This window comes from Pseudomonas sp. 1912-s (genome assembly GCF_029269205.1).
Taxonomy (GTDB): Bacteria; Pseudomonadota; Gammaproteobacteria; order Pseudomonadales; family Pseudomonadaceae; genus Aquipseudomonas.
This window is the reverse complement of sequence record NZ_JARIXR010000022.1, coordinates 16,372-36,742: the sequence shown is the minus strand read 5'-3', so window position 1 is coordinate 36,742 and position 20,371 is coordinate 16,372. Positions and strand designations below refer to the sequence as shown.

Sequence of the window (20,371 nt, the reverse complement as noted above, 5' to 3'; positions counted from 1 at the left end):
TATAAATAAGGCGGGGAGGCATGAGCCTCCCCGTATCGTTTGTGGAAACTACATGAATATTCTGATCGTTGGGCCCAGTTGGGTCGGTGACATGGTGATGGCACAGACACTGTTCCAGTGCCTCAAACAGCGCCATCCCGACTGCCAAATCGACGTGCTCGCCCCCGAGTGGAGCCGGCCGATTCTTGAGCGCATGCCCGAAGTGCGTCAGGCCTTGAGCTTCCCGCTCGGCCACGGCGCGCTGGAACTGGCGACCCGTCGACGTATCGGCAAGTCCCTGGCCGGCCAGTACGATCAGGCGATCCTGTTGCCCAACTCGATGAAGTCGGCACTCGTGCCGTTCTTCGCCGGCATTCCCAAGCGCACCGGCTGGCGTGGCGAGTTTCGCTATGGCCTGCTCAACGACGTGCGCAAGCTCGATAAAGCCCGCTACCCGTTGATGATCGAGCGCTTCATGGCCCTGGCCTACGCGCCGGGTGCCGAACTGCCGACGCCTTATCCGCGCCCGAGCCTGCAAATCGACCCGGTTACCCGCGACGCCGCCCTGGCCAAGTTCGGCCTGGAGCTGGACCGTCCGGTGCTGGCGCTGTGCCCTGGCGCCGAGTTTGGCGAGTCCAAGCGCTGGCCGTCGGAGCATTACGCCAAAGTCGCGGAGATGAAGATTCGCGAGGGCTGGCAAGTCTGGTTGTTTGGCTCGAAAAACGATCATTCGGTGGGCGAGGATATTCGCCAGCGCCTGATCCCGGGCCTGCGTGAAGAGGCGGTCAACCTCAGTGGCGACACGTCCCTGGCCGAGGCCATCGACCTGCTGTCCTGCGCTGACTCGGTGGTGTCCAACGACTCCGGCCTGATGCACGTGGCGGCCGCGCTGAATCGCCCGCTGGTGGCGGTGTACGGCTCGACGTCGCCAGGGTTTACCCCGCCGTTGGCCGACCAGGTCGAAGTGGTGCGCCTGGGCCTGGATTGCAGCCCGTGTTTCGACCGCACCTGCCGTTTCGGCCACTACAACTGCCTGCGCCAGTTGCTGCCGCAACCCGTCAGCGACGCCTTGCAGCGGTTGCAGGGCTCCGTGGTCGAGGTTCGTTAAGTTGCGGGTTCTGGTAATCAAGACCTCATCCCTGGGCGACGTAATTCATGCCTTGCCGGCGTTGACCGACGCGGCGCGAGCGATCCCCGGCATCCGGTTTGACTGGGTGGTGGAAGAAGGCTTTGCCGAGATTCCCACCTGGCACCCGGCGGTGGACAAGGTGATTCCGGTGGCGATCCGCCGCTGGCGCAAGAACCTCTGGCAGACCTTCAAGAGTGGCGAATGGCGGCGCTTCAAAAAGAGCGTGCAGTCGACCAAATACGACTTGGTGATCGACGCCCAGGGCTTGCTGAAAAGTGCCTGGCTGACCCGCTACGTGCGTGCCCCGGTGGCCGGCTTCGACAAGCAGTCGGCGCGTGAGCCGTTGGCGGCGCATTTCTACTCCCGGCGATTGGCCGTGGCCCGTGGGCAGCATGCGGTGGAGCGCTTGCGCCAACTGTTTGCCGTGGCCCTCGGTTATGACCTGCCAAAAGGCTTGGGCGACTACGGCCTCAGCGTCGAAAAACTGCTGGGCCTGCCGCCGAAAAAACCGTTTGTACTGCTGCTGCACGGCACCACGTGGGACACCAAGCACTGGCCGGAAGCCTACTGGCGCGACCTGGCCGAGCGCATGGACCGTTTTGGCGTGGACGTGAAATTGCCGTGGGGCAATGCCGTCGAAAAAGCCCGTGCCGAACGGTTGGCCAAAGGCCTGAAAAACGCCGAAGTGCTGCCCAAGCTGAACCTGGCGGGCGTTGCCCGTGTGCTGGCGGGTGCCAAGGCGTGTGTCGCGGTAGACACCGGCCTCGGCCACCTCGCCGCCGCGCTGGATGTGCCGACGATTTCCCTGTTCGGTCCGACCAATCCCGGCCTGACCGGCGCCTACGGCAAGGCGCAGATCCACCTGGCGAGCGACTTCCCTTGTGCGCCGTGCCTGCAAAAGAAATGCACCTATCAACCGACCGCCGAAGACCAGCGTCGGTTTGATATCAAGCGCGAGTGGCCACTGTGCTTCACTCGCCTGAACCCTGAGCGTGTCGCAACGCGATTAAGCACGTTGTTATTGGCTGAGGAACACTGATGCAACTGGCTTTTGTCCTCTACAAATATTTCCCCTTTGGTGGCCTGCAGCGCGACTTCATGCGCATCGCCCTGGAGTGCCAGCAGCGCGGCCATCAAATTCGCGTCTACACGCTGATCTGGGAAGGCGATGTTCCACCGGGCTTTGAAGTGTTGGTGGCGCCGGTCAAGGCGCTGTTCAATCATCGGCGCAACGAAAAGCTCTACGCCTGGATCCAGGCCGACCTGGCCAAGCGCCCGGTTGACCGTGTGGTGGGCTTCAACAAGATGCCGGGGCTGGATGTGTACTTTGCCGCCGACGGTGTGTTCGAAGACAAGGCACAAAACCTGCGCAACCCGATGTACCGCTGGTTCGGTCGTTACCGGCACTTTGCCGAGTACGAGCGCGCGGTGTTCGACAAGGGCACCAAGACCAAGATCCTGACGATCTCCCGTCAACAGCAGCCGTTGTTCACCCAGTATTACGGCACCGAGCCTGAGCGCTTTCATCTGCTGCCGCCGGGCATTGCCCGCGACCGCCGCGCGCCGCCCAACGCTGCCGAGATCCGTGCCGAGTTTCGTCGCGAATTCGGCCTGGCGGACGATGATTTGCTGCTGGTGCAGATCGGCTCGGGCTTCAAGACCAAGGGCGTTGATCGCAGCTTGAAGGCCGTTGCCGCACTGCCATCGAACTTGAAGAAGCGCACCCGGCTATTTGTAATCGGCCAGGACGACCCCAAAGTATTCCAGTTGCAGAGTGCCGCGCTGGGCCTGGGCGATCAGGTGCAGTTCTTCCAGGGCCGCAGCGATATCCCGCGTTTCCTGCTGGGGGCCGACTTGTTGATTCACCCGGCCTACAACGAGGCGGCCGGCAATGTGCTGATCGAAGCGGTCGTCGCCGGCCTTCCGGTGCTGGTGAGCAAGGTGTGCGGCTACGCGTTTTACATCGACGAGGCCCAAAGTGGCCGGGTGTTGGACGAGCCGTTCGAGCAGGCCCAGCTCAATCAGTACCTGGTGGATATGCTCGACGACCAAGAAGCGCGCGCGGCCTGGAGCCGCAATGGTCTGGCCTTCGCTGAGACGGCCGACCTCTATAGCATGCCGCAGTACGCTGCGGACCTGATTCTGGCGGAGCCAAACCGATGAAGTTGATTCTTGCCGAACCGTTCAAGACCCTGTGGGCCGGACGCGATGCGTTCGCCGAAGTCGAGAAGCTGGACGGCCAGGTGTTTCGTGAGCTGGCCGCGCGCCGTACCCTGCGTACGGAAGTGGACGGCCGCCATTATTTTGTGAAAATCCACCGGGGAATTGGCTGGGGTGAAATCCTCAAGAACCTGATCACGGCCAAGTTGCCCGTCTTGGGTGCAGGCCAGGAGTGGGACGCGATCCAGCGTCTGCAGGAACTCGGCGTGCCCACCATGACCGGCGTGGCCTTTGGTGAAAAGGGCAGCAACCCGGCCGATCAGCACTCGTTCATCGTCACTGAAGAGCTGGCGCCTATCGTCAGCCTTGAAGACCTGACCATGGACTGGGTCAAGCAGCCGCCCGTGCCGGCGATTCGGCATGCCTTGACCGTTGAGCTTGCACGCACCCTGGGCACGATGCACCGGGGTGGCGTGAACCATCGTGATTGCTACCTGTGCCACTTCCTGTTGCACACCGACCAACCGGTTACCGTGCACAACATCAAGCTCTCGGTGATCGACCTGCACCGTGCCCAGGTGCGTTCGAAGATTCCACGGCGCTGGCGTGACAAGGACCTGGCGGGGCTTTATTACTCCGCCCTGGAGATTGGTTTGACCCGGCGCGACAAATTGCGGTTTCTCAAGGCGTACTTCCAGCAGCCTTTGCGCCAGATCCTGGGCGAGCAAAGCGCGCTGCTGGCGGCGCTGGAACGCATGGCCGCCAAGCTTTACGCACGCAAGCAACGATACGGGGATGCGCTCTGATGGCGGGTTGGAACCTGGAACCTGCTTACGCCGCCCTGGCGGATGACTTTGGTAGCCTGGAGGCGGTGTTCGCCTTGCAAGGGGAGCGCCTGACCCGCGATCCGTTGTCCGAAGTGATTCGCGTGGAGCGCGGCGGGGTCAACTATTACGTCAAGCGCTACGTCGGCGCGGGCAAGGGTTTGCGCCGCTACCTGGGCAAGCCGCGGGTCAAGTCCGAATGGCAGAACCTCAAGCGTTTCGCCAAGTGGGGCATTCCTACCGCCGACGTGATTGCCTGGGGCCTGGAGCGTAAAGGCCTGGCTTATCACCGTGGCGCGATGATCACCCGCGAACTGCCGAAGACCGAAGACCTGTCGGCATTGGCCGAGCGCAAAGACCCGCGACTGTCTGACCCGGTGTGGGTCAATAACATCAGTCGCCAGCTCGCTGAATACACGCGGACCATGCACGACAACCGGTTTACCCACAACGATTTGAAGTGGCGCAACCTGTTGGTCGACGACCAGCAAACCCTGTACCTGATCGATTGCCCCAACGGCGATTTCTGGCGCGGGTTCTGGCTCAAATACCGCATCACCAAGGACCTGGCTTGCCTGGACAAGGTCGCCAAGTATCACTTGTCGGCCACCCAGCGCCTGCGCTTCTACATGCAATACCGTCAGCGCAAGCACTTGAGTGCGTCGGATAAACAGCGAATTCGCCACGTGGTGAAGTTTTTCGAGGGGCGAGAATGAGCGATTTCCTGGCGGCCGAAGACCGAGCATTGCTTGAGCGCAACGGCCTCGGCACTTTTGACGCGCTGTGGGCCAAGCAACTGGATGCCGTGGACGAGCCCAATACCAGCCGCGGCGGTTGGAGCAGCGTGTTTCGCCTCGAACTCGAAGGCCAGGGTTATTACCTCAAGCGCCAGAGCAACTACTTGACGCGCACCTTGCACCGGCCGTTTGGCGAGCCGAGTTTTGCCCGTGAGTTTCGTAATATCAGCCGCTATCAAAAGCTGGGTATTCCGGCGTTGCAGGCGGCGTTTTTCGGTGAGCGCAAAGTGGCGGGCGAGCATCGGGCGATGTTGCTGACCCGGGCGCTGGATGGCTGGAATGACCTGGACTCATTGCTGGAGCAATGGGCTGAATTGAGCGGCGCGCAACAACGCGCGATCCTGTTGGCCTGCGGTCAGTTGGCGCGCCGGCTGCACAGCGTGGGCCAGGTGCATGGCTGTTTTTATCCCAAGCATATTTTCCTGCAGGCCGCCGGCGACGGTTATGCGGCGCAGTTGATCGACCTGGAGAAAACCCGCCCGTTGTTGTTCGGCTGGCGTGACCGGGTCAAGGACCTGGAGCCACTGTTGCGCCGTGCGCCGCAGTGGTCCGACGATCAGGTTCGCCAGCTATTGGCGGCATATCTGGATCAGCCTGAGGACAGTGCGTTGGTCGCAACGTGGCACCAACGGCTGGCGGCCCGGCGCAGTCACAAGGAGAACCGCTGATGCGTTTGTCCGAACTGAAAAGTGCCGGCCGCGCGCCCAGTCTGCCCATGAGCATTGAGCTGGCGGACGCCGCCGGCCCTGGTCAGTTGCAACTGCTCAGCCTGCTGCGGGTATTGCCGGGTCAGCGCTATGTCGGCGCAGCCGTGTGGCGCGGGCGCCCGGTGCTGGCCAAGCTGCTGGTGGGCAGCAAGGCGGCACGGCATTTTCAGCGCGAACTCAAGGGTGTGCGGCTGCTGGCCGACCAAGGCCTGACCACGCCGCTGTTGTTGGCCGATGGCCTGCAGGAGGGCGAGGGCGGTTGGCTGCTGTTTGAGTTTCTGGAAGGCGCCGACAGCCTGGCTGATGCCTGGCGCGCCGTTGAAAGTTTGCCGCCATTGGCCGACGAGCAACAGGCGGTGCTGGCCGAGGCGTTGGGTGCGATAGCACAAATGCACGCCAAGGGCCTGTGGCAGGAAGACCTGCACCTGGACAACCTGCTGCGCCAGGGTGGAAAACTGTATTTGATCGACGGTGCCGGGATCCGCGCCGAAGAGGCGGGCAAGCCGCTGTCCCGCAGCCGGGTGCTGGAAAACCTCGGGGTGTTTTTCGCGCAATTGCCGAAAAACCTCGAGCCGTTTACCGAAGAGTTGCTGGTGTATTACCTGCTCAGCAATGGCGAACACGCGTTGCCGCTGGAAGCGTTGCAGAAGCAGGTGCGCAAAGTCAGTGCCTGGCGCTTGAAGGACTTCCTGGGCAAAGTGGGTCGTGAGTGCACGCTGTTCAGCGTGATGCGCGGGCCGTTTGCCCTGCGCGCGATTCGGCGCGAGGAAGAGGCGGCGATGCTGCCGGTGCTGGAGCAGGCCGATGCGCTGCTTGACCAGGGCCACCTGTATAAAACCGGCGGTGCGGCCAGTGTCGCCAAGGTCGAGGTGGCCGGTCGGCCGCTGGTGATCAAACGCTACAACATCAAGGGTTTTGCCCATTGGCTCAAGCGCTTCTGGCGCCCGAGCCGGGCCTGGCATTCCTGGCGCGAGGGCAATCGCCTGGCGTTCCTCGGTATTGCCACGCCCAAGCCGCTGGCGTTGCTGGAAAAGCGTTTCCTGTGGCTGCGCAGCCGGGCTTACCTGGTGACCGAGTACCTGCCCGGGCCGGACATCATCGAGCGGTTCGCGCCGTACGTTGAACGTGGCGAGGCGCCGGAGGCTGAGTTGGTGGCCCTTGATTACCTGTTCGCAGAGCTGATCCGCGAACGCATAAGCCATGGGGATTTCAAGGGGCATAACCTGTTCTGGCATGAGGATCGCTGGGCGCTGATCGATCTGGATTCGATGTGCCAGCATGGCTCCTTGAGCAGCTTTGCTCCGGCCTATGCCAGGGATCGGGCACGGTTTATGCGCAACTGGCCTGAGAGCAGTGCGTTGTATCGGGTGATTGATCAGCGGTTGCCGAAAGAAGTGGGTTAGGGTTTTAGGGCCGCTGCGCGGCCCAACGGGAGCAAGCTCCCTCATCACAAGTCCGCTGTCAGTTGCTAAAAGGTGTACTCGGCACCTGCGCCTGCGTACCACGAGCGGCCCGGCGCCGCTTCGTAATAGCGGCCGTTGCCGTCCCCGACAATCACCGACCCTACGTATTGGCGATCCAGCAGGTTATCCAGGCGCAGGGTTTGGTGAAACGTCCAGTGTTCCACCTTCTGCTCAAAGCGCGCGCGCCAGTTGAATACGCTGTAGCCCGGCGCCGCGTGTTGCTGGTTGGTGTCTTCGACGTAGACCTTGCTGCGGTACATGCCTTCCAGGGCAGTGCTGACCCAGTCCCGGGGTTTCCAGTTCAGTTCGGCGAATAGCGTGGTTTTCGGCACCCCGGGGAGGTAGTTGCCTTTGTCCACGGGTTTGCCGCCGCCCACGAAGTCGCTGTCGTAGGTAGCTTGCAGGCGGGTGTAGGCGATGTTGGTGCTCCACTGCTCGCTGAGCTGGCTTTCGATGCCCAGCTCGAAGCCCCGGCGCAGGGTGCGGCCGGCGTTCTGGTAGCTGGTACGGCCGCCGATGGATTGGTCCACCACCAGCTCATCCTCGGTGGTGATCTGGAAGACGGCGGCGTTGACCCGTGTGTCATTCAGCTGTGCTTTCAGGCCCACTTCATATTGCGTGCTTTCGGAGGGCTTCAGGCCGAAGTTGAACCCTTCGATATTGCCCGGCGCATACGCCAGTTCCGCCTGGGTGGGGGTTTCGAAACCCTTGCCGGCGCTGACATAGCCGTGCAACTCGGGCGTGAAGGCGTACATCACGCTCACGGACGGGGTGTTCTTCTGGTAAGTCTTGTTGCCGCTGGAGTCGCCGTTGCTCAGGAACTGGTCATCGACGTCCAGTTCCATGGTGCTGTGGCGCACCCCGGCTTGCAGGGTCCAGCGGTCGATGGTCCAGTTGGCCTGGATGTATGGATCGAGGCTGCGGGCCGTATCGAGTTCATCTCGGCGTAGCTGGCCTTTTACGCCCAGGGTGTTGCCGCTGTAGTTCTGATAGCCGTGGCGACTGTCTTCGCTCTGGTCGAAATCCACGCCGGTGATGATCATCAACTCGCCGGGTACGCTGTCGATCGGCTGCATCCAGCGCACGGAGCCGCCGTAAAACTTGCGGTCGAACTGCACCACGCCGCCGCCGCGCTCATTGGCGGGCGTGCCTTTGGGGATCGACAGATACTGAATCACGCTTCGGCGTCCGGTGTAGGCATTCACCTGCAAGGTTGCATCGCCAAAATACCGCTCGTAGTTCATCCCCACTTGCTGGTGGTCGATGCTTTTGCGGGTGTTATACAGCTCCGCAGCGCTGCTCACCGAGCGTGGGTCGGCTTTGTACGCGTCCCAGGTCTGCCCCAGCGGATCCTGCGTACCGTTCTGCTCGAGGCTGCTGTAGATCAGCGCCAGTTTGCTGTCCTCATCCGGCTCGAAATTCAGCTTGGCGAAGGTCTGGTCGCGGCGGGCGCTGCTGTGGTCGCGATAGCCGTCGGTGTCCATGCGCGAAGCATCGAGCACGAAGCCTGCGCCGTCTGCTGCGCCTTCGGCGGTCAGGTGGTTCTTGCTCAGGCCGTCACTGCCCACCAGCGTTTCGGCGCCGATGCGCGGCGGGCCTTCGCCGTTGCGGGAAAACATCTGGATCACACCGCCTGCATTGCTGCCGTACAGCGTAGCGGCCGGGCCGCGCAGGACTTCGATGCGCTCGGCGGTGTCGAGGTTGAACGTGGCGGCCTGGCCCTGGCCGTCCGGGGTGCTGGCGGGGATGCCGTCAGCGATCAGTTTGATGCCGCGCACGCCAAACGCTGAGCGGGCACCGAAGCCGCGGGAAGAAATCTGCAAGTCCTGGGCATAGTTCTGGCGATTTTGTACCACCAGGCCGGGCACGCGGGACAGGGCTTCCGAGGCGTTGATGCCCAGTTGGCCGTCGCTGATCTGCTCGCGGCTGATGCTGTCCACCGAATAGGGCAGGTCAAACGACGGGCTGGCGCTGCGCGAGCCGGTGACCACGCTGGGGTCGAGGACCAGCGGCGCTTCGCCGGCCTGGGCGCCGTTGCACAGTCCAAGAAGACCGGGAAGCAGCAGGGCGAAACGTTTGGGGGCAACAACTTTCATGAGTAAACCAGCATCCATGACGCACAAAAGTGCGCGAGTTTAACGATTCAGCCAGCTTTTACCATTTCGGAATACACCTACATGACGCGGCGGCGCCTGGGGTCTGGGGCGCCAACAGGGCCGATGTTAGCGTTGCTGACCATTCAGAGGGCTGGCCATGACATTGAAACTGACTGCGGCGCTAAGCGTTGGACTCCTAATGTTGAGCGGCTGTGGAACAGCCAATACGGTGTTGCGCGAAGACGCGGCAGCGGCACGTGAGCTCAGGAAGCAAAAAACCTATTGCCAGTCCATTCCCCGTGTCTACAGCGGTGTTGCCTTTGATTTCTGTCTGCTGCATGCCGCGCCGGACCTTACTGGAGTAATGATGCCGTTTGTACTGTTGGATATAACGGTCTCGGGTATTGTTGATACAGTGGTCCTGCCCTATACGGTCTACAAGCAAGGTACCGATGGCAACCTCAGCATCTATTGGCGCCCGGGTTCATAAACGGATTCAGTGGGGTCGTAGGGCCAGGGGTGAATGCCCATACTTATGCCAAATGGAGTTGTCCATGAGTCCTGCAACCCGATTCCTTCTCTCCGCTGTACTGGTATCCACCACCGGTTGCGGCACCATCAACACGGTGTTTCGCCCAGACGCCGTCGCCAGCCAGAACCTCAAGGAATCGCGCAGTTATTGTGAAAACGTGCCGCGTATCTACAGTGGGGTGATCTACGGTTTTTGCACATTGAACGGCGCACCCGACACCACCAAAGAGCACACGCGCGATGCCTCTGGCTCCTTGCCGATCTTCGCTGCGGAGCTTGTGGCCTCCGGCTTGCTCGACACCCTCGTGCTGCCCTACACGGTCTACCGTCAGAACAGGGACGGCAGCATCGAGATTTTCCGCTAGGCCCGCAGTGACAACCGGTCGCCACAATCCCTAGATCATCACGGGACGGGTTTACGCTATAATCCCGCCCTTTAGCTGTTTCTCGCCCAGGCGGGGAGCACACTTTTTTCAGGCGTGACGCGCCTGCATGCAGACTAAAAGAGGCTAGACCCCTGTGGCATTGACGATTCTTGGCCTGTCCGGCGCCCTTAGCCATGATCCTTCCGCAGCCTTGTATATCGACGGCAAGCTGATCGCGGCCGCCGAAGAAGAGCGTTTCGTACGCGACAAACATGCAAAGAACCGCATGCCCTACGAATCGGCAAAGTTCTGCCTGGAACAGGCCGGTATCAAGCCTTCCGACGTTGATGTGGTCGCGATTCCATTCGCCCCCATCAGCCTGTTCGGCGAGGCCCGCTGGCACTATGCCAAGCGTTACTGGTACGCCCCGGACCGCGCCCTCGACGCGATCCTGATGGGCAACCGTCGCTACAAGCGCTATCGCAACAAGATCGTCTGGTGCCTGGAGCAACTGGGCTTCGATCCGAAGAAAATCAAGATCGAACCGGTTGAACACCACCTGGCCCATGCCTCCAGCGCCTATCACTGCTCGGGCTTCCAGGAGAAGACCGCGATCCTCGGGATCGATGGCAAGGGCGAGTACGCCACGACCTTCTTCGGCTACGGCGAAAACGGCAAGATCCACAAGATCAAGGAATTCTACGATCCGGACTCCCTCGGCGGCCTGTACGGCGCGATCACCGAGTTCCTCGGTTTCGAGATGCTCGACGGTGAGTTCAAGGTCATGGGCATGGCGCCGTATGGCGATGCCAGCAAGTACGATTTCTCGCGCCTGGCCTCCTTTGAAAACGGCGAGCTGGTGATCAACACTGACTACGCCAACGTCATTGGCCTGCGCCGCTACAAAGAGAAGGGCAAGGGGTTCTACTTTTCGCCGAAACTGATCGAGTGGCTGGGCCCAAAGCGCGAAGGTGACATCGCCGACGAGCCGTACATCCACTACGCGGCCAGCATGCAGGCACTGTTCGAGAAGCTGGCGTTGCAGATGATCGACCATTACCTGGGCGACATCCTCAAAGACACCGGCAAGCTGGCCTTCGCTGGCGGCTGTGCGCTGAACGTCAAGCTGAACCAGAAGATCATCGCCCGTGACGACGTCAAGGAGCTGTTCGTGCAGCCGGCGTCCGGCGATGCCGGCACCGCGGTGGGTGCGGCAGCCTACGTGTCCCACGCCCGTGGCGTACCGGTAGAGAAGATGGAACACGTCTATCTCGGCCCGTCCTACAGCAACGAAGACGTGATCGCCGCATGTGCCAGGCACGAGAGCAAGCCGGTCTGGCGCAAGATCGAAAACATGCCCAAGCGCATCGCCAGGATCATGGTCGACGGCAACCCGGTGGCCTGGTTCCAGGGCCGCATGGAGTTTGGCCCGCGCGCCTTGGGCGGGCGTTCGATCATCGGTTGCCCGAGCGCGACCGGCGTGGCTGACCGGATCAACCACCAGATCAAGTTCCGCGAGCGCTGGAGGCCTTTCTGCCCGTCGATGCTCGACACTGTCGCGCCACAGATGATCAAGGTCGATCACCCGGCGCCGTTCATGACCTTCACCTTTGAAGTGTCGGAAGAGTGGAAAACCCGCGTGCCGGAAGTGGTCCATGAAGATGGCACCTCCCGCGCCCAGGTGCTCAAGCGCGAGTACAATCCGCGCTACTACGACATGATGAAGGAGCTGGAAGTACTGACCGGCAACGGCGTGTCGCTGAACACCTCGCTGAACCGTCGTGGCGAAGCGATGATCTGCTCGCCGACCGACGCGCTGAACATGTTCTTTGGCTCCGACCTGCAGTACCTGATCATGGAAGACATCCTGGTGGTCAAGGACGGCGTAGACCCTTATGACGCTGTGGTTTAAATGCTGAACCGCTTCCAGGGCTGGCGTGAACGTGGCTGGACGCCTGTCGAGGCCGAGGTTTACGCCCAGGCCTGGCAGCGTTTTGGCGGCAGCGTGGCGACTCATCCGCAGATTATCGAGCGGCTGGCGCACCTGGCACAGATTCCCGTGCGTTACCTGGGCTGGGAGCAGGATGGCGAGCTGAAAGGCGCGATTGCCACCTGGGGGCGCGACCTGGCCCTGTCCAAGGACGTGCTCAAGCGCAAAGGCAAAAAAGGCCTGTTCGATCTGGGTAACGCCGAGATCATCCTGCCGATTGCCGCCGATGCGCAGCTGCCGTTGCGCCATCGCGCGCGTTATCTGTCGGCGCTGAATGAAGGGCGCGTGAGCACCCTCAAGCCCCAGGCCGAGCAGTTGGCCATGGCGCGCACACCGGAAGAACTGTCGAAAAAGTTTCGCTACAACCAGCGTCGTGAATTGCGCTTGCTGGAAGAGGCGGGCGGCGTGGTGCGGGCGGTCAGCGAGTTTTCCAGCAGTGAGCTGGCGGCGATTTACTGCGACCTGTTCCAGCGACGCTGGGGTTTCCCGGCAGCGGGTGCCGAGCGTCTGGCCGAAGTGCTGGAGTTGCTCAAGGAATTTCTGTTCGGCTCGGTGCTGTTTCTCAATGACGCCGCGATTGCCGTGCAACTGGTGTATCAGGTGCAGGCGCCGGCATGGGTCAGTGCCGAGTACGTCAACGGCGGTGTCGACCCTGAAACCAAGGCGTTCAGCCCCGGTAGCGTGCTGAGTTTCCTCAACACCCAAAGTGCCTGGGAACAGGCGCGGGCGAGCGACAAGCCGCTGCGTTTCTCCTTTGGGCGTTCCGATCGTGAATACAAGGAGCGGTGGTGCAACCCGGTGCCGGTGTTCAGCGTATGAGCCGCAAGCAGCAACTCCTCAAGCAGCATCGGCGCAACAAGCGCATCGCGCTGTTGGTTGGCCTGTTGCTGTTGGTGGCGGTCGGTGTGCTGGTGGCCTGGTGGTTGCCGGCGGTGCTGGCCGTGGTGCTGTGGGCCGCCCATGAAGCCTGGTTTGCCGATCACCTGTTCTATTCGCCTAAAGACGACTATGAGTACGCGTTTCCCGAGGGGAGCGAGTGCGCGGGGCTGCGTCTTGAGGCGGGGCGGCTGGTGTTGGACACGCCCTTGGTGGGCGATGAAACCCTGATCGTCGCCATTGAGATCAAAAGCGCCTGGCTCGGACGTTTTCTCGACCCCGCCGTAGAGTTGCTGGGCCTTGATGCGCCGGACCGGCAAGTCTTCGAGCGTGGCGTCGCGGGTCGGCGTTACCTCAACCTGACCGGCGCGGGCGAAGCACTGGCCGCCGGCAAGCTGCGTTTGCGCGGGCGCTTCTGCCGGATCAAGGGGCAGCCAACGCTGTGGCGGTTCCGCCAGCCGGATTACCGTCGCCAGCGGGTCATGGTGATCGCGCCCCATGCCGACGATGCCGAACTGGCTGCCTTCAGCCTTTACAGCCAGGCTGATGAGAGCTGGATCGTCACCCTCACGGCGGGCGAAATCGAAGCCGATCACTATCAACAAATGGGCATGCCCAAGGCGGATGCCGCACGGCTCAAAGGCCGCCTGCGTGCCTGGGACAGCGTTACCGTGCCACGCTGGGCGGGCGTTCCCGAGGCGCAGTGCGTGCAGTTGGGTTACTTCTGCATGCAACTGCCGGCCATGCAGGCTGCGCCGGACCAGCCCCAGGCCTCCCGGGAAGCCGGTTTGGACGATACGCGGCTGTTTCGCCAGTTCAATACCCTGGCCTTGCCCGGGGATGTAGACGGCGCGCCGACCTGGAGCAACCTGATTGCCGACCTGCGGGCCTTGCTGCTCAAGGCGCGCCCCCAGGTGATCGTGTTGCCGACGCCGCTGCTGGATCCGCACCCGGATCATATCTGTGCGCACGCCGCGATTCTCGAAGCCCTGCAAGGCCTGGAGTGGCAGCCGGGTACATTGCTCGGTTACGCCAATCACCTGCATGATAACGACCGCTGGCCCATGGGCGACTCGGGCGCTGGCGTGGCGTTGCCGCCGCGTTTTGGTGCCGCGGTTGAGCTGGTGCCGTGCAGCTTGGCGCTGACGCTGAGCCAGCAGCAGGACAAGGCCATGGCCCTTGGCATGATGCACGACTTGCAGCCGCGGGCGCCCTTCAAGCGTCGCGTGCGCAGGTGGTTGCAGCAATTACTGGCGGGCCGCAGTCCATCGCCTTACGGAGAGAATGAATTCTTCCGCAAGGCGGTGCGCCGTCATGAGTTGCTCTGGGTGTTGAAGCAGGATTGAGACCTTATTGAAGGCAGGCTCGCAGTGCCTGCCGCCCCTTTTTCACCGGGCTGCGTGCCCGCAGCCAGATTGCAGCATGGAGAGTTATGAAGCCTCGTTTCAAGGTTTTGCAGTTACAGCCGGACTACAACGTCAAGACCCATGACTTTGCCGACCTCGGCGAGCAGATCGTCAAGGCCTTGCCGGCTGAACGTTTCGAGGTCACATCCGGGTTCCTCAGCGGCCGTCCGCTGCCCGGCCAGCCCCTGAGCGTGGCTGAACACTCCCATTATTTCGAGCTGCCGGAAAAATCCCTCAAGGGCATTCGTTTCGGCGCCATGTGGCAGATCTACAAGTATTGCCGCGAGCAGAAATTCGACGTGGTCATCTGTAACCGCTTCAAGTCGGTCAACATGATGCTCTCCCTCAACCGTTGGTTGAAGATCCCCCTGTGCATCGGTATCTCCCACGGTTTTGGCGAGTACGCCCGTGGCTACCGCCGCCGTCAGACCCAGAAATGGGTCAGCCCGGCGTGGCGGTTCGTCGGCGTATCAGAGGCGGTCAAGGATTACCTGGTGGACCTCAACTGTGGGTTCACCCGTGAAAACACCACGTATGTCACCAACGCTATCGACATTCCCCAGGCCGAAGCCTTGCAATTGCCTCGCGATGAAGCACGCAAGGCTCTGGGCTTGCCGCTGGATGCACGGATGATTGGCGCTCTGGGCCGACTGGTGCCAATCAAGGGCCATACCCATTTGCTGCAAGCCTTCGCTACCCTCAAGGACAAATACCCTGAGGCCCAGGTGGGCATTATCGGCTCCGGTCGCGCCGAAGCAGACCTGCTTGCCGACATCGAGCGCCTGGGGCTGACCGGCCGTGCGCACCTGCTGGGCTTTCGTGAAGATGGCATGAAGTACGTGCGTGGTTTCGACATCTGGACCATGCCGTCGCTGTTCGAAGGCCTGGGCCTGGCGCTGCTGGAAGGCATGAGCGGGCATCTGCCGGTTATCGCTTCCAACGGCCCGGCGATGTTGCCGTTGGTGCAGGGGGCGGGCGGCCTGTCCCATGACCCGGGCAATGTCGAGCAACTGGCGGCGGCGCTGGACACGTACCTGGCGCTGAGCGACGAAGAACTGCGCGCCAAGGGCGAACAAGTGTTCCGCTACCTGGAAGAAAACCACACCCTGGACGAGTTCCGGCGCAAGTATTTGAACCTGATCGAAACCGGTCTGCGTGAAGTAGGTAGAGCATGAGTCTGCAGCAACCCCTGGTCACTGTGATCATTGCGTCTTACAACCACGGCCCGTACATCGAGCAGAGCATCCTCAGTGTGCTCGGCCAGACCTACCCCAACATTGAGTTGCTGGTGGTGGACGATGGCTCCAAGGATGACAGCGTGGAGCGCATCCAGCGCTTGCAGGCCGAGCACGGGTTTGACTTCCAGGTCCAGCAGAACCAGGGCCTGACCAATACCCTGAATGGCGCCATCGCCCGTGCCAAAGGCAGCCTGATCGCGCCATTCGGCTCCGATGACATCATGCTGCCCGAGCGCATTGCCACCCAGGTTGCCTACATGGAAGGCAAGCCGAAGGTGGGCATCTGTGCCGGCAATATCGAGTTGATTGACGGTGACGGCAAGCCGTACCCGGAGAAGAAGCAGCGCCGCGATCTGCCGTTTCGCAGCCTGGATTTCGATGATCTGTTCATGGATCGCAAGCCCTTTCCCCCGGCCCCGACCCTTATGATTCGCCAGCAGGCGCTGGAAGAGGTCGGTGGTTTCGATCCGCTGATTCCGCTGGAAGACTTGCTGATCGAATTGAAGGTCACCCACGCCGGCTACACCATCGATGTGTTGAACGTAGTGATGGCGCGCTATCGCCAGCATGCGACCAACACCTACAAGAATCATCGCTACATGATCCAGAACATCCTCAAGACCTACGGGCTGTTCAGCGATCATCCTGCCTACGATCAGGTTCGCTACAACTTCCTGAACTCGATGTTTCTCAAGACGGCCGACCGTGACCGCCCACTGGCGCGGGAGATCCTCAAGCAGATTCCGTTGAAGTTCTGGGGTCGCAAGACCCTGCGTGGGCTGGTGCGGCTGTACCTGGCACCGCAGCGCAGCTCATAACGCCTGTGCCAGGCCATTGCGTACACCGCAATGGCCGCAAGGGAGTTTGAACCTCAGCGGTTCAAACCCTCACTTGGCCGGGCTGGCTGCCTGCGCGACCGGACGATTGAGCTTCAGCACCTGCTCACGGATCTTCGCCGTGGCACTTGGCGAGGCCACCGAGGCATAGCCCTTGGCCAATTGCTCGAAATGGGTTTCGAACAGCCAATTACGGTCTTGTGGATAACGTTGCATGTGCCGCAGGTTGCGCTGGCGCAGGGCGTTGCGCAGGGCTGACGGGTAGATCCGCATGTCGGCCACGTCGATCAGGCCGAACTCGCCGTCATCCATCAACAGTACGTTGCCCAGGTGCAGGGAGCGGAAGTAGATCCCGCGCTCGTGAAGCTGGGCCATGAACCCGCCGAAACGCTCAATCAGCGATTCCCGCAGGCTGCTGTCCAGGCTTTGCAGGGCCTGGCGCAAGGTCAGCCCGGGCAACGGCTGGTACTGCACGGCGCTGCTGTGGTCCTGCAATTCGTAGAGCCCGAGGATCGAGGGTGAGGGAACGCCGCGTTCACGCAATTGCTCGCTGTTGCTGGCAAAACGTTGGGAGTACGGATTGAAGCTGCCGGAGGTGTACCAGTTCCGGGCACGGAACAATTTCAGGAAGCTGCCGTCTTCCAGGCGCAGGACCTTGGGGCCGAGGCCGTCGGCTTCGATGACGTGAGCGTTGCTGCACAGCTGTTCAAAAGCCTGCGGTTTGAGGCTTTGCACAGGCATGCGTAACAGGCTGCGGCGACGCTGGGCGATGCTCAGGCCGGCGATCAGTGCCAGAGGTATCCACAACAGGAACCAGTGTTCTTTTGGTCGCGAGAGGATGCCACCGCCTTCGGTCAGGCCGGCGCCGATGCCGTAGGCCAGCAATGACGAGGCCAGGATGAACAGCGGTTGTGCGCGGGCCTTGAGGCTTTTGTACAGGCCCCAGCCGAGCATGAAGGCCCACGGAATAAAGCCGATGATGCCGACGTAATAAAGCACGCCCAAGGCGAAGCTGTGGGGTTCGCGAAGCGGTTCGTAGGTGTAGCTCGGGGGTTGCACATAAAGTTCGGAGTCGTAGCTGTGGCCGATCCATGGGTGATCGGCGATACGTCCCAGGACAATCTCCCATATTTCGAAGCGCGATGAGCTGCCGCGCTCGGTAATCAGTTGCGGGTAAAACAGCAATAGCGCCGCCGCCGCCAGTACCAGGCCGGCAACCATCAGTGCAGAGCGGCGATTTCGGCTGAGGAAACTCATCCAGAAAACGGCCATGACCAGTGCCACCAACGGTGTTCTGGAGCCGGTAGCCAGGACGGCCGCCGTCATGATCGCCAGCGCCGGGATGCTCAGCCACAGCGCGTGCAAGCGTTTGGTGGTGACACAGACATACAGCCAGTACACGCAGAAAAAGCCGAATATATGAGAGCTGAGCAGCGGATTGTCGAGGGCTCCACGGCCGCCGATCATGCGCATCCCGGGCTCGAACCCAGAAACAAAAAACACCAGGTTGATCGCGCAGACGACCGTGGCGATGACTGCGGCGCTAAAGAAGATAGGCTTGAACAGGTCGTTGCGGTAGTGCAGCAGCAAGCCACATCCGGCGAACAGCATGAACGTGTGCAGCGGTCGCTTGAACAGGTCGGTGTCCGGATGGTGCTCCGGACTCCAGAACAGGCTTGTCAGCGCCCAGGCTGAAAACAACAGGAACGCGATGGCGAGCGGCTCGCGCAGAACCTCTTTCAGCTCCCTGGGGCGCAGGCACAGCAGGATCAAAGTGGGGGCGCTGAACAGGCCGTAATAGAACTTGTGCAGTACATTTCGGTTGGAGACGAAGAACAGTGCGCTCAAGAGGAGCAACAGGCCGATCGGTAGAATCCATAGGCACAGGAAGTCGAATACGCGATTTGAGCCATAGGTGATGCGTTTTGAGTGCATACGGAAAAGCCGTTCCTGAATAAAGAAAGCCGAACATACTAAAGTAGTGGCTATATAATGTCGCCCGCTGGGTCCAACGGGGTCGCCCTTGTGCCGGGTGCAAGTACAACAGAGAAGCTGTGCTAAAGTCAGCCTCCTTTTTCAAAACCGCCGCGTGATATGACCGACTCCAGTCCGAGCGCAAGCCCTTCGAGCTTGAAAATATACTTCCGCCTGCTCAGCTACGTTAAGCCCTATGCCGGCTTGTTCGCGCTGAGTATTGTCGGCTTTCTGATTTTCGCTTCGACCCAGCCGATGCTGGGGTACATCCTCAAGTACTTTGTCGATGGCCTGTCCAACCCTGAAGCGGTGCTGTTCCCCAGTGTGCCTTTCCTGCGTGACCTGCAATTGCTGCAGGCCGTGCCGCTGCTGATCATTCTGATCGCCGCCTGGCAGGGCCTCGGCTCGTTCCTGGGCAACTACCTGTTGGCCAAGGTTTCCCTGGGCCTGGTCCACGACCTGCGGGTGCAACTGTTCAACAACCTGCTGACCCTGCCGAACCGCTACTTCGACAATCACAACTCCGGGCACCTGATTTCCCGCATCACCTTCAACGTGACCATGGTCACCGGTGCTGCGACAGATGCCATCAAGGTGGTGATTCGCGAAGGCATGACGGTGATCTTCCTGTTCGCCTCGCTGCTGTTCATGAACTGGCGGCTGACCCTGGTGATGATCGCCATCCTGCCGTTGATTGCCGTGATGGTCAGCACCGCGAGCAAGAAATTCCGCAAGCAGAGCAAGAAGATCCAGGTCGCCATGGGTGACGTGACCCACGTCGCCTCGGAAACCATCCAGGGCTACCGCGTGGTGCGCAGCTTCGGCGGTGAGGTGTATGAGCAGAAGCGCTTCCTCAAGGCCAGCCTGAGCAACACCAACAAGCAACTGCGCATGACCCGCACCGGCGCGATCTACACGCCGGCGCTGCAACTGGTGATCTACAGCGCCATGGCGGTGTTGATGTTCCTGGTGCTGTACCTTCGCGGTGATGCGTCGGCGGGCGACATGGTGGCCTACATCACGTTGGCCGGCCTGCTGCCCAAGCCGATTCGCCAGCTGTCTGAAGTCAGCTCGACCATCCAGAAGGGCGTGGCCGGTGCCGAAAGCATTTTCGAGCAGTTGGACGAAGACGTGGAAATCGATCGCGGCACCATCGAGCGCGAGAAGGTCAGCGGTCGCCTGGAAGTGCGCAACCTGAACTTCACCTACCCAGGCACCGAGCGCCATGTGCTCAAGGACATCACGTTCACCGCAGAGCCCGGGCAGATGGTTGCTTTGGTAGGGCGTTCGGGCAGTGGCAAGTCCACCCTGGCCAGCCTGATCCCGCGTTTCTACCACCACGAGAGCGGCGAGATTCTGCTCGATGGCGTCGAGATCGAAGACTATCGCCTGCTCAACCTGCGCCGGCATATCGCCCAGGTGACCCAGCATGTGACCCTGTTCAGCGACACCGTGACGAATAACATCGCCTACGGTGACCTGGCCGGCGCACCGCGGGCCGATGTCGAGGCGGCGGCGGCCGATGCCTATGCCAAGGACTTCATCGATCAACTGCCCAAAGGCTTCGATACCCAGGTCGGCGAAAACGGTGTGCTGCTGTCCGGCGGCCAGCGCCAGCGCCTGGCAATTGCCCGTGCCCTGCTCAAGAACGCACCATTGCTGATCCTCGACGAGGCGACCTCGGCGCTGGACACCGAGTCGGAGCGCCATATCCAGGCGGCCCTGGACAAGGTCATGCAAGGCCGTACGACGCTGGTCATCGCCCACCGCCTGTCGACTATCGAGAAAGCCGACCTGATCCTGGTGATGGACGATGGCCGGATTGTCGAGCGTGGTACTCACGGCGAACTGCTGGCACAAAACGGTTATTACGCCCGCTTGCACGCCATGGGCCTGGACGCACCGGTCTCGGCCGACATCACCTGATCCGTAGGAGCCGGCTTGCCGGCGATGGCCTTACCGCGGTTGCACTGAAAAACCGCAGTGAACGCATCGCCGGC

17 protein-coding genes are annotated in these 20,371 nt (G+C 61.5%); 15 read left to right on the top strand and 2 right to left on the bottom strand.

Annotation, left to right across the window (positions count from 1 at the left end; genetic code table 11):
* Positions 1-52 precede the first annotated feature (52 nt).
* The 7 genes from waaF to P3C29_RS23520 are packed head-to-tail and all read left to right on the top strand — an operon-like array spanning position 53 to position 6,999.
* A complete protein-coding gene (gene waaF / locus P3C29_RS23550) occupies positions 53-1,087 on the top strand; it encodes a lipopolysaccharide heptosyltransferase II (RefSeq protein ID WP_010169279.1) in 1,035 nt (344 codons plus the stop codon).
* Between the two features lies 1 nt (position 1,088).
* Positions 1,089-2,147: a lipopolysaccharide heptosyltransferase I gene (gene waaC / locus P3C29_RS23545; RefSeq protein WP_169386533.1), complete on the top strand. Its 1,059-nt coding sequence runs from the start codon at positions 1,089-1,091 to the stop codon at positions 2,145-2,147.
* A complete protein-coding gene (locus P3C29_RS23540) occupies positions 2,147-3,271 on the top strand; it encodes a glycosyltransferase family 4 protein (protein WP_275965589.1) in 1,125 nt (374 codons plus the stop codon). Before waaC ends, P3C29_RS23540 begins: the two co-directional genes overlap by 1 nt.
* Positions 3,268-4,074, top strand: a complete 807-nt coding sequence (gene rfaP, locus P3C29_RS23535; RefSeq protein WP_177129847.1) for a lipopolysaccharide core heptose(I) kinase RfaP — start codon at positions 3,268-3,270, stop codon at positions 4,072-4,074. The genes P3C29_RS23540 and rfaP overlap by 4 nt, the downstream gene beginning before the upstream one ends.
* Positions 4,074-4,808, top strand: coding sequence for a lipopolysaccharide kinase InaA family protein (locus P3C29_RS23530; RefSeq protein WP_010169285.1), 735 nt, complete (start codon positions 4,074-4,076; stop codon positions 4,806-4,808). The genes rfaP and P3C29_RS23530 overlap by 1 nt, the downstream gene beginning before the upstream one ends.
* Positions 4,805-5,557: a lipopolysaccharide kinase InaA family protein gene (locus P3C29_RS23525; RefSeq protein WP_010169287.1), complete on the top strand. Its 753-nt coding sequence runs from the start codon at positions 4,805-4,807 to the stop codon at positions 5,555-5,557. The genes P3C29_RS23530 and P3C29_RS23525 overlap by 4 nt, the downstream gene beginning before the upstream one ends.
* Positions 5,557-6,999, top strand: a complete 1,443-nt coding sequence (locus tag P3C29_RS23520) for a lipopolysaccharide kinase InaA family protein (protein ID WP_275965588.1) — start codon at positions 5,557-5,559, stop codon at positions 6,997-6,999. Before P3C29_RS23525 ends, P3C29_RS23520 begins: the two co-directional genes overlap by 1 nt.
* 65 nt (positions 7,000-7,064) lie before the next feature.
* Here the strand turns inward: P3C29_RS23520 and P3C29_RS23515 are convergent, their stop codons facing one another.
* Positions 7,065-9,155, bottom strand: coding sequence for a TonB-dependent receptor (locus P3C29_RS23515; RefSeq protein ID WP_275965587.1), 2,091 nt, complete (start codon positions 9,153-9,155; stop codon positions 7,065-7,067).
* 157 nt (positions 9,156-9,312) lie between these two features.
* Here P3C29_RS23515 and P3C29_RS23510 point away from each other — a divergent pair, with 157 nt between their 5' ends.
* The 7 genes from P3C29_RS23510 to P3C29_RS23480 all read left to right on the top strand — a co-directional run bounded on the left by P3C29_RS23510 (position 9,313) and on the right by P3C29_RS23480 (position 16,379).
* A complete protein-coding gene (locus tag P3C29_RS23510; RefSeq protein WP_275965586.1) occupies positions 9,313-9,645 on the top strand; it encodes a YceK/YidQ family lipoprotein in 333 nt (110 codons plus the stop codon).
* Between the two features lie 52 nt (positions 9,646-9,697).
* The gene (locus P3C29_RS23505) at positions 9,698-10,051 is read left to right on the top strand and encodes a YceK/YidQ family lipoprotein (RefSeq protein WP_201125996.1); all 354 of its coding nucleotides are present in this window, start codon (positions 9,698-9,700) and stop codon (positions 10,049-10,051) included.
* Between the two features lie 154 nt (positions 10,052-10,205).
* Positions 10,206-11,963 (top strand): carbamoyltransferase, encoded by a 1,758-nt coding sequence (locus P3C29_RS23500; protein ID WP_201125997.1) that lies wholly within the window; start codon positions 10,206-10,208, stop codon positions 11,961-11,963.
* Positions 11,964-12,860, top strand: coding sequence for a GNAT family N-acetyltransferase (locus P3C29_RS23495; RefSeq protein ID WP_010169297.1), 897 nt, complete (start codon positions 11,964-11,966; stop codon positions 12,858-12,860).
* Entirely contained in the window at positions 12,857-14,263 is a 1,407-nt protein-coding gene (locus P3C29_RS23490; RefSeq protein ID WP_275965585.1) for a PIG-L family deacetylase, read from the top strand. The genes P3C29_RS23495 and P3C29_RS23490 overlap by 4 nt, the downstream gene beginning before the upstream one ends.
* 86 nt (positions 14,264-14,349) lie before the next feature.
* Positions 14,350-15,498, top strand: a complete 1,149-nt coding sequence (locus P3C29_RS23485) for a glycosyltransferase family 4 protein (protein WP_201125999.1) — start codon at positions 14,350-14,352, stop codon at positions 15,496-15,498.
* Positions 15,495-16,379, top strand: a complete 885-nt coding sequence (locus tag P3C29_RS23480; RefSeq protein WP_275965584.1) for a glycosyltransferase — start codon at positions 15,495-15,497, stop codon at positions 16,377-16,379. Before P3C29_RS23485 ends, P3C29_RS23480 begins: the two co-directional genes overlap by 4 nt.
* Before the next feature lie 69 nt (positions 16,380-16,448).
* On the opposite strand, the gene P3C29_RS23475 is transcribed toward P3C29_RS23480, so the two are convergent.
* Positions 16,449-18,332: a bifunctional O-antigen ligase/aminoglycoside phosphotransferase family protein gene (locus tag P3C29_RS23475; RefSeq protein ID WP_275965583.1), complete on the bottom strand. Its 1,884-nt coding sequence runs from the start codon at positions 18,330-18,332 to the stop codon at positions 16,449-16,451.
* Between the two features lie 159 nt (positions 18,333-18,491).
* Here P3C29_RS23475 and msbA point away from each other — a divergent pair, with 159 nt between their 5' ends.
* Complete coding sequence (gene msbA / locus P3C29_RS23470; protein WP_201126002.1) at positions 18,492-20,297, top strand: lipid A export permease/ATP-binding protein MsbA; 1,806 nt, start codon at positions 18,492-18,494, stop codon at positions 20,295-20,297.
* Positions 20,298-20,371 lie beyond the last annotated feature (74 nt).

Coding starts and splice junctions, on each gene's coding strand:
- waaF (WP_010169279.1), top strand. CDS start 53: ATGAATATTCTGATCGTTGGGCCCAGTTGGGTCGGTGACATGGTGATG.
- P3C29_RS23540 (WP_275965589.1), top strand. CDS start 2,147: ATGCAACTGGCTTTTGTCCTCTACAAATATTTCCCCTTTGGTGGCCTG.
- rfaP (WP_177129847.1), top strand. CDS start 3,268: ATGAAGTTGATTCTTGCCGAACCGTTCAAGACCCTGTGGGCCGGACGC.
- P3C29_RS23530 (WP_010169285.1), top strand. CDS start 4,074: ATGGCGGGTTGGAACCTGGAACCTGCTTACGCCGCCCTGGCGGATGAC.
- P3C29_RS23525 (WP_010169287.1), top strand. CDS start 4,805: ATGAGCGATTTCCTGGCGGCCGAAGACCGAGCATTGCTTGAGCGCAAC.
- P3C29_RS23520 (WP_275965588.1), top strand. CDS start 5,557: ATGCGTTTGTCCGAACTGAAAAGTGCCGGCCGCGCGCCCAGTCTGCCC.
- P3C29_RS23515 (WP_275965587.1), bottom strand. CDS start 9,155: ATGAAAGTTGTTGCCCCCAAACGTTTCGCCCTGCTGCTTCCCGGTCTT.
- P3C29_RS23510 (WP_275965586.1), top strand. CDS start 9,313: ATGACATTGAAACTGACTGCGGCGCTAAGCGTTGGACTCCTAATGTTG.
- P3C29_RS23505 (WP_201125996.1), top strand. CDS start 9,698: ATGGAGTTGTCCATGAGTCCTGCAACCCGATTCCTTCTCTCCGCTGTA.
- P3C29_RS23495 (WP_010169297.1), top strand. CDS start 11,964: ATGCTGAACCGCTTCCAGGGCTGGCGTGAACGTGGCTGGACGCCTGTC.
- P3C29_RS23490 (WP_275965585.1), top strand. CDS start 12,857: ATGAGCCGCAAGCAGCAACTCCTCAAGCAGCATCGGCGCAACAAGCGC.
- P3C29_RS23485 (WP_201125999.1), top strand. CDS start 14,350: ATGAAGCCTCGTTTCAAGGTTTTGCAGTTACAGCCGGACTACAACGTC.
- P3C29_RS23480 (WP_275965584.1), top strand. CDS start 15,495: ATGAGTCTGCAGCAACCCCTGGTCACTGTGATCATTGCGTCTTACAAC.
- P3C29_RS23475 (WP_275965583.1), bottom strand. CDS start 18,332: ATGCACTCAAAACGCATCACCTATGGCTCAAATCGCGTATTCGACTTC.
- msbA (WP_201126002.1), top strand. CDS start 18,492: ATGACCGACTCCAGTCCGAGCGCAAGCCCTTCGAGCTTGAAAATATAC.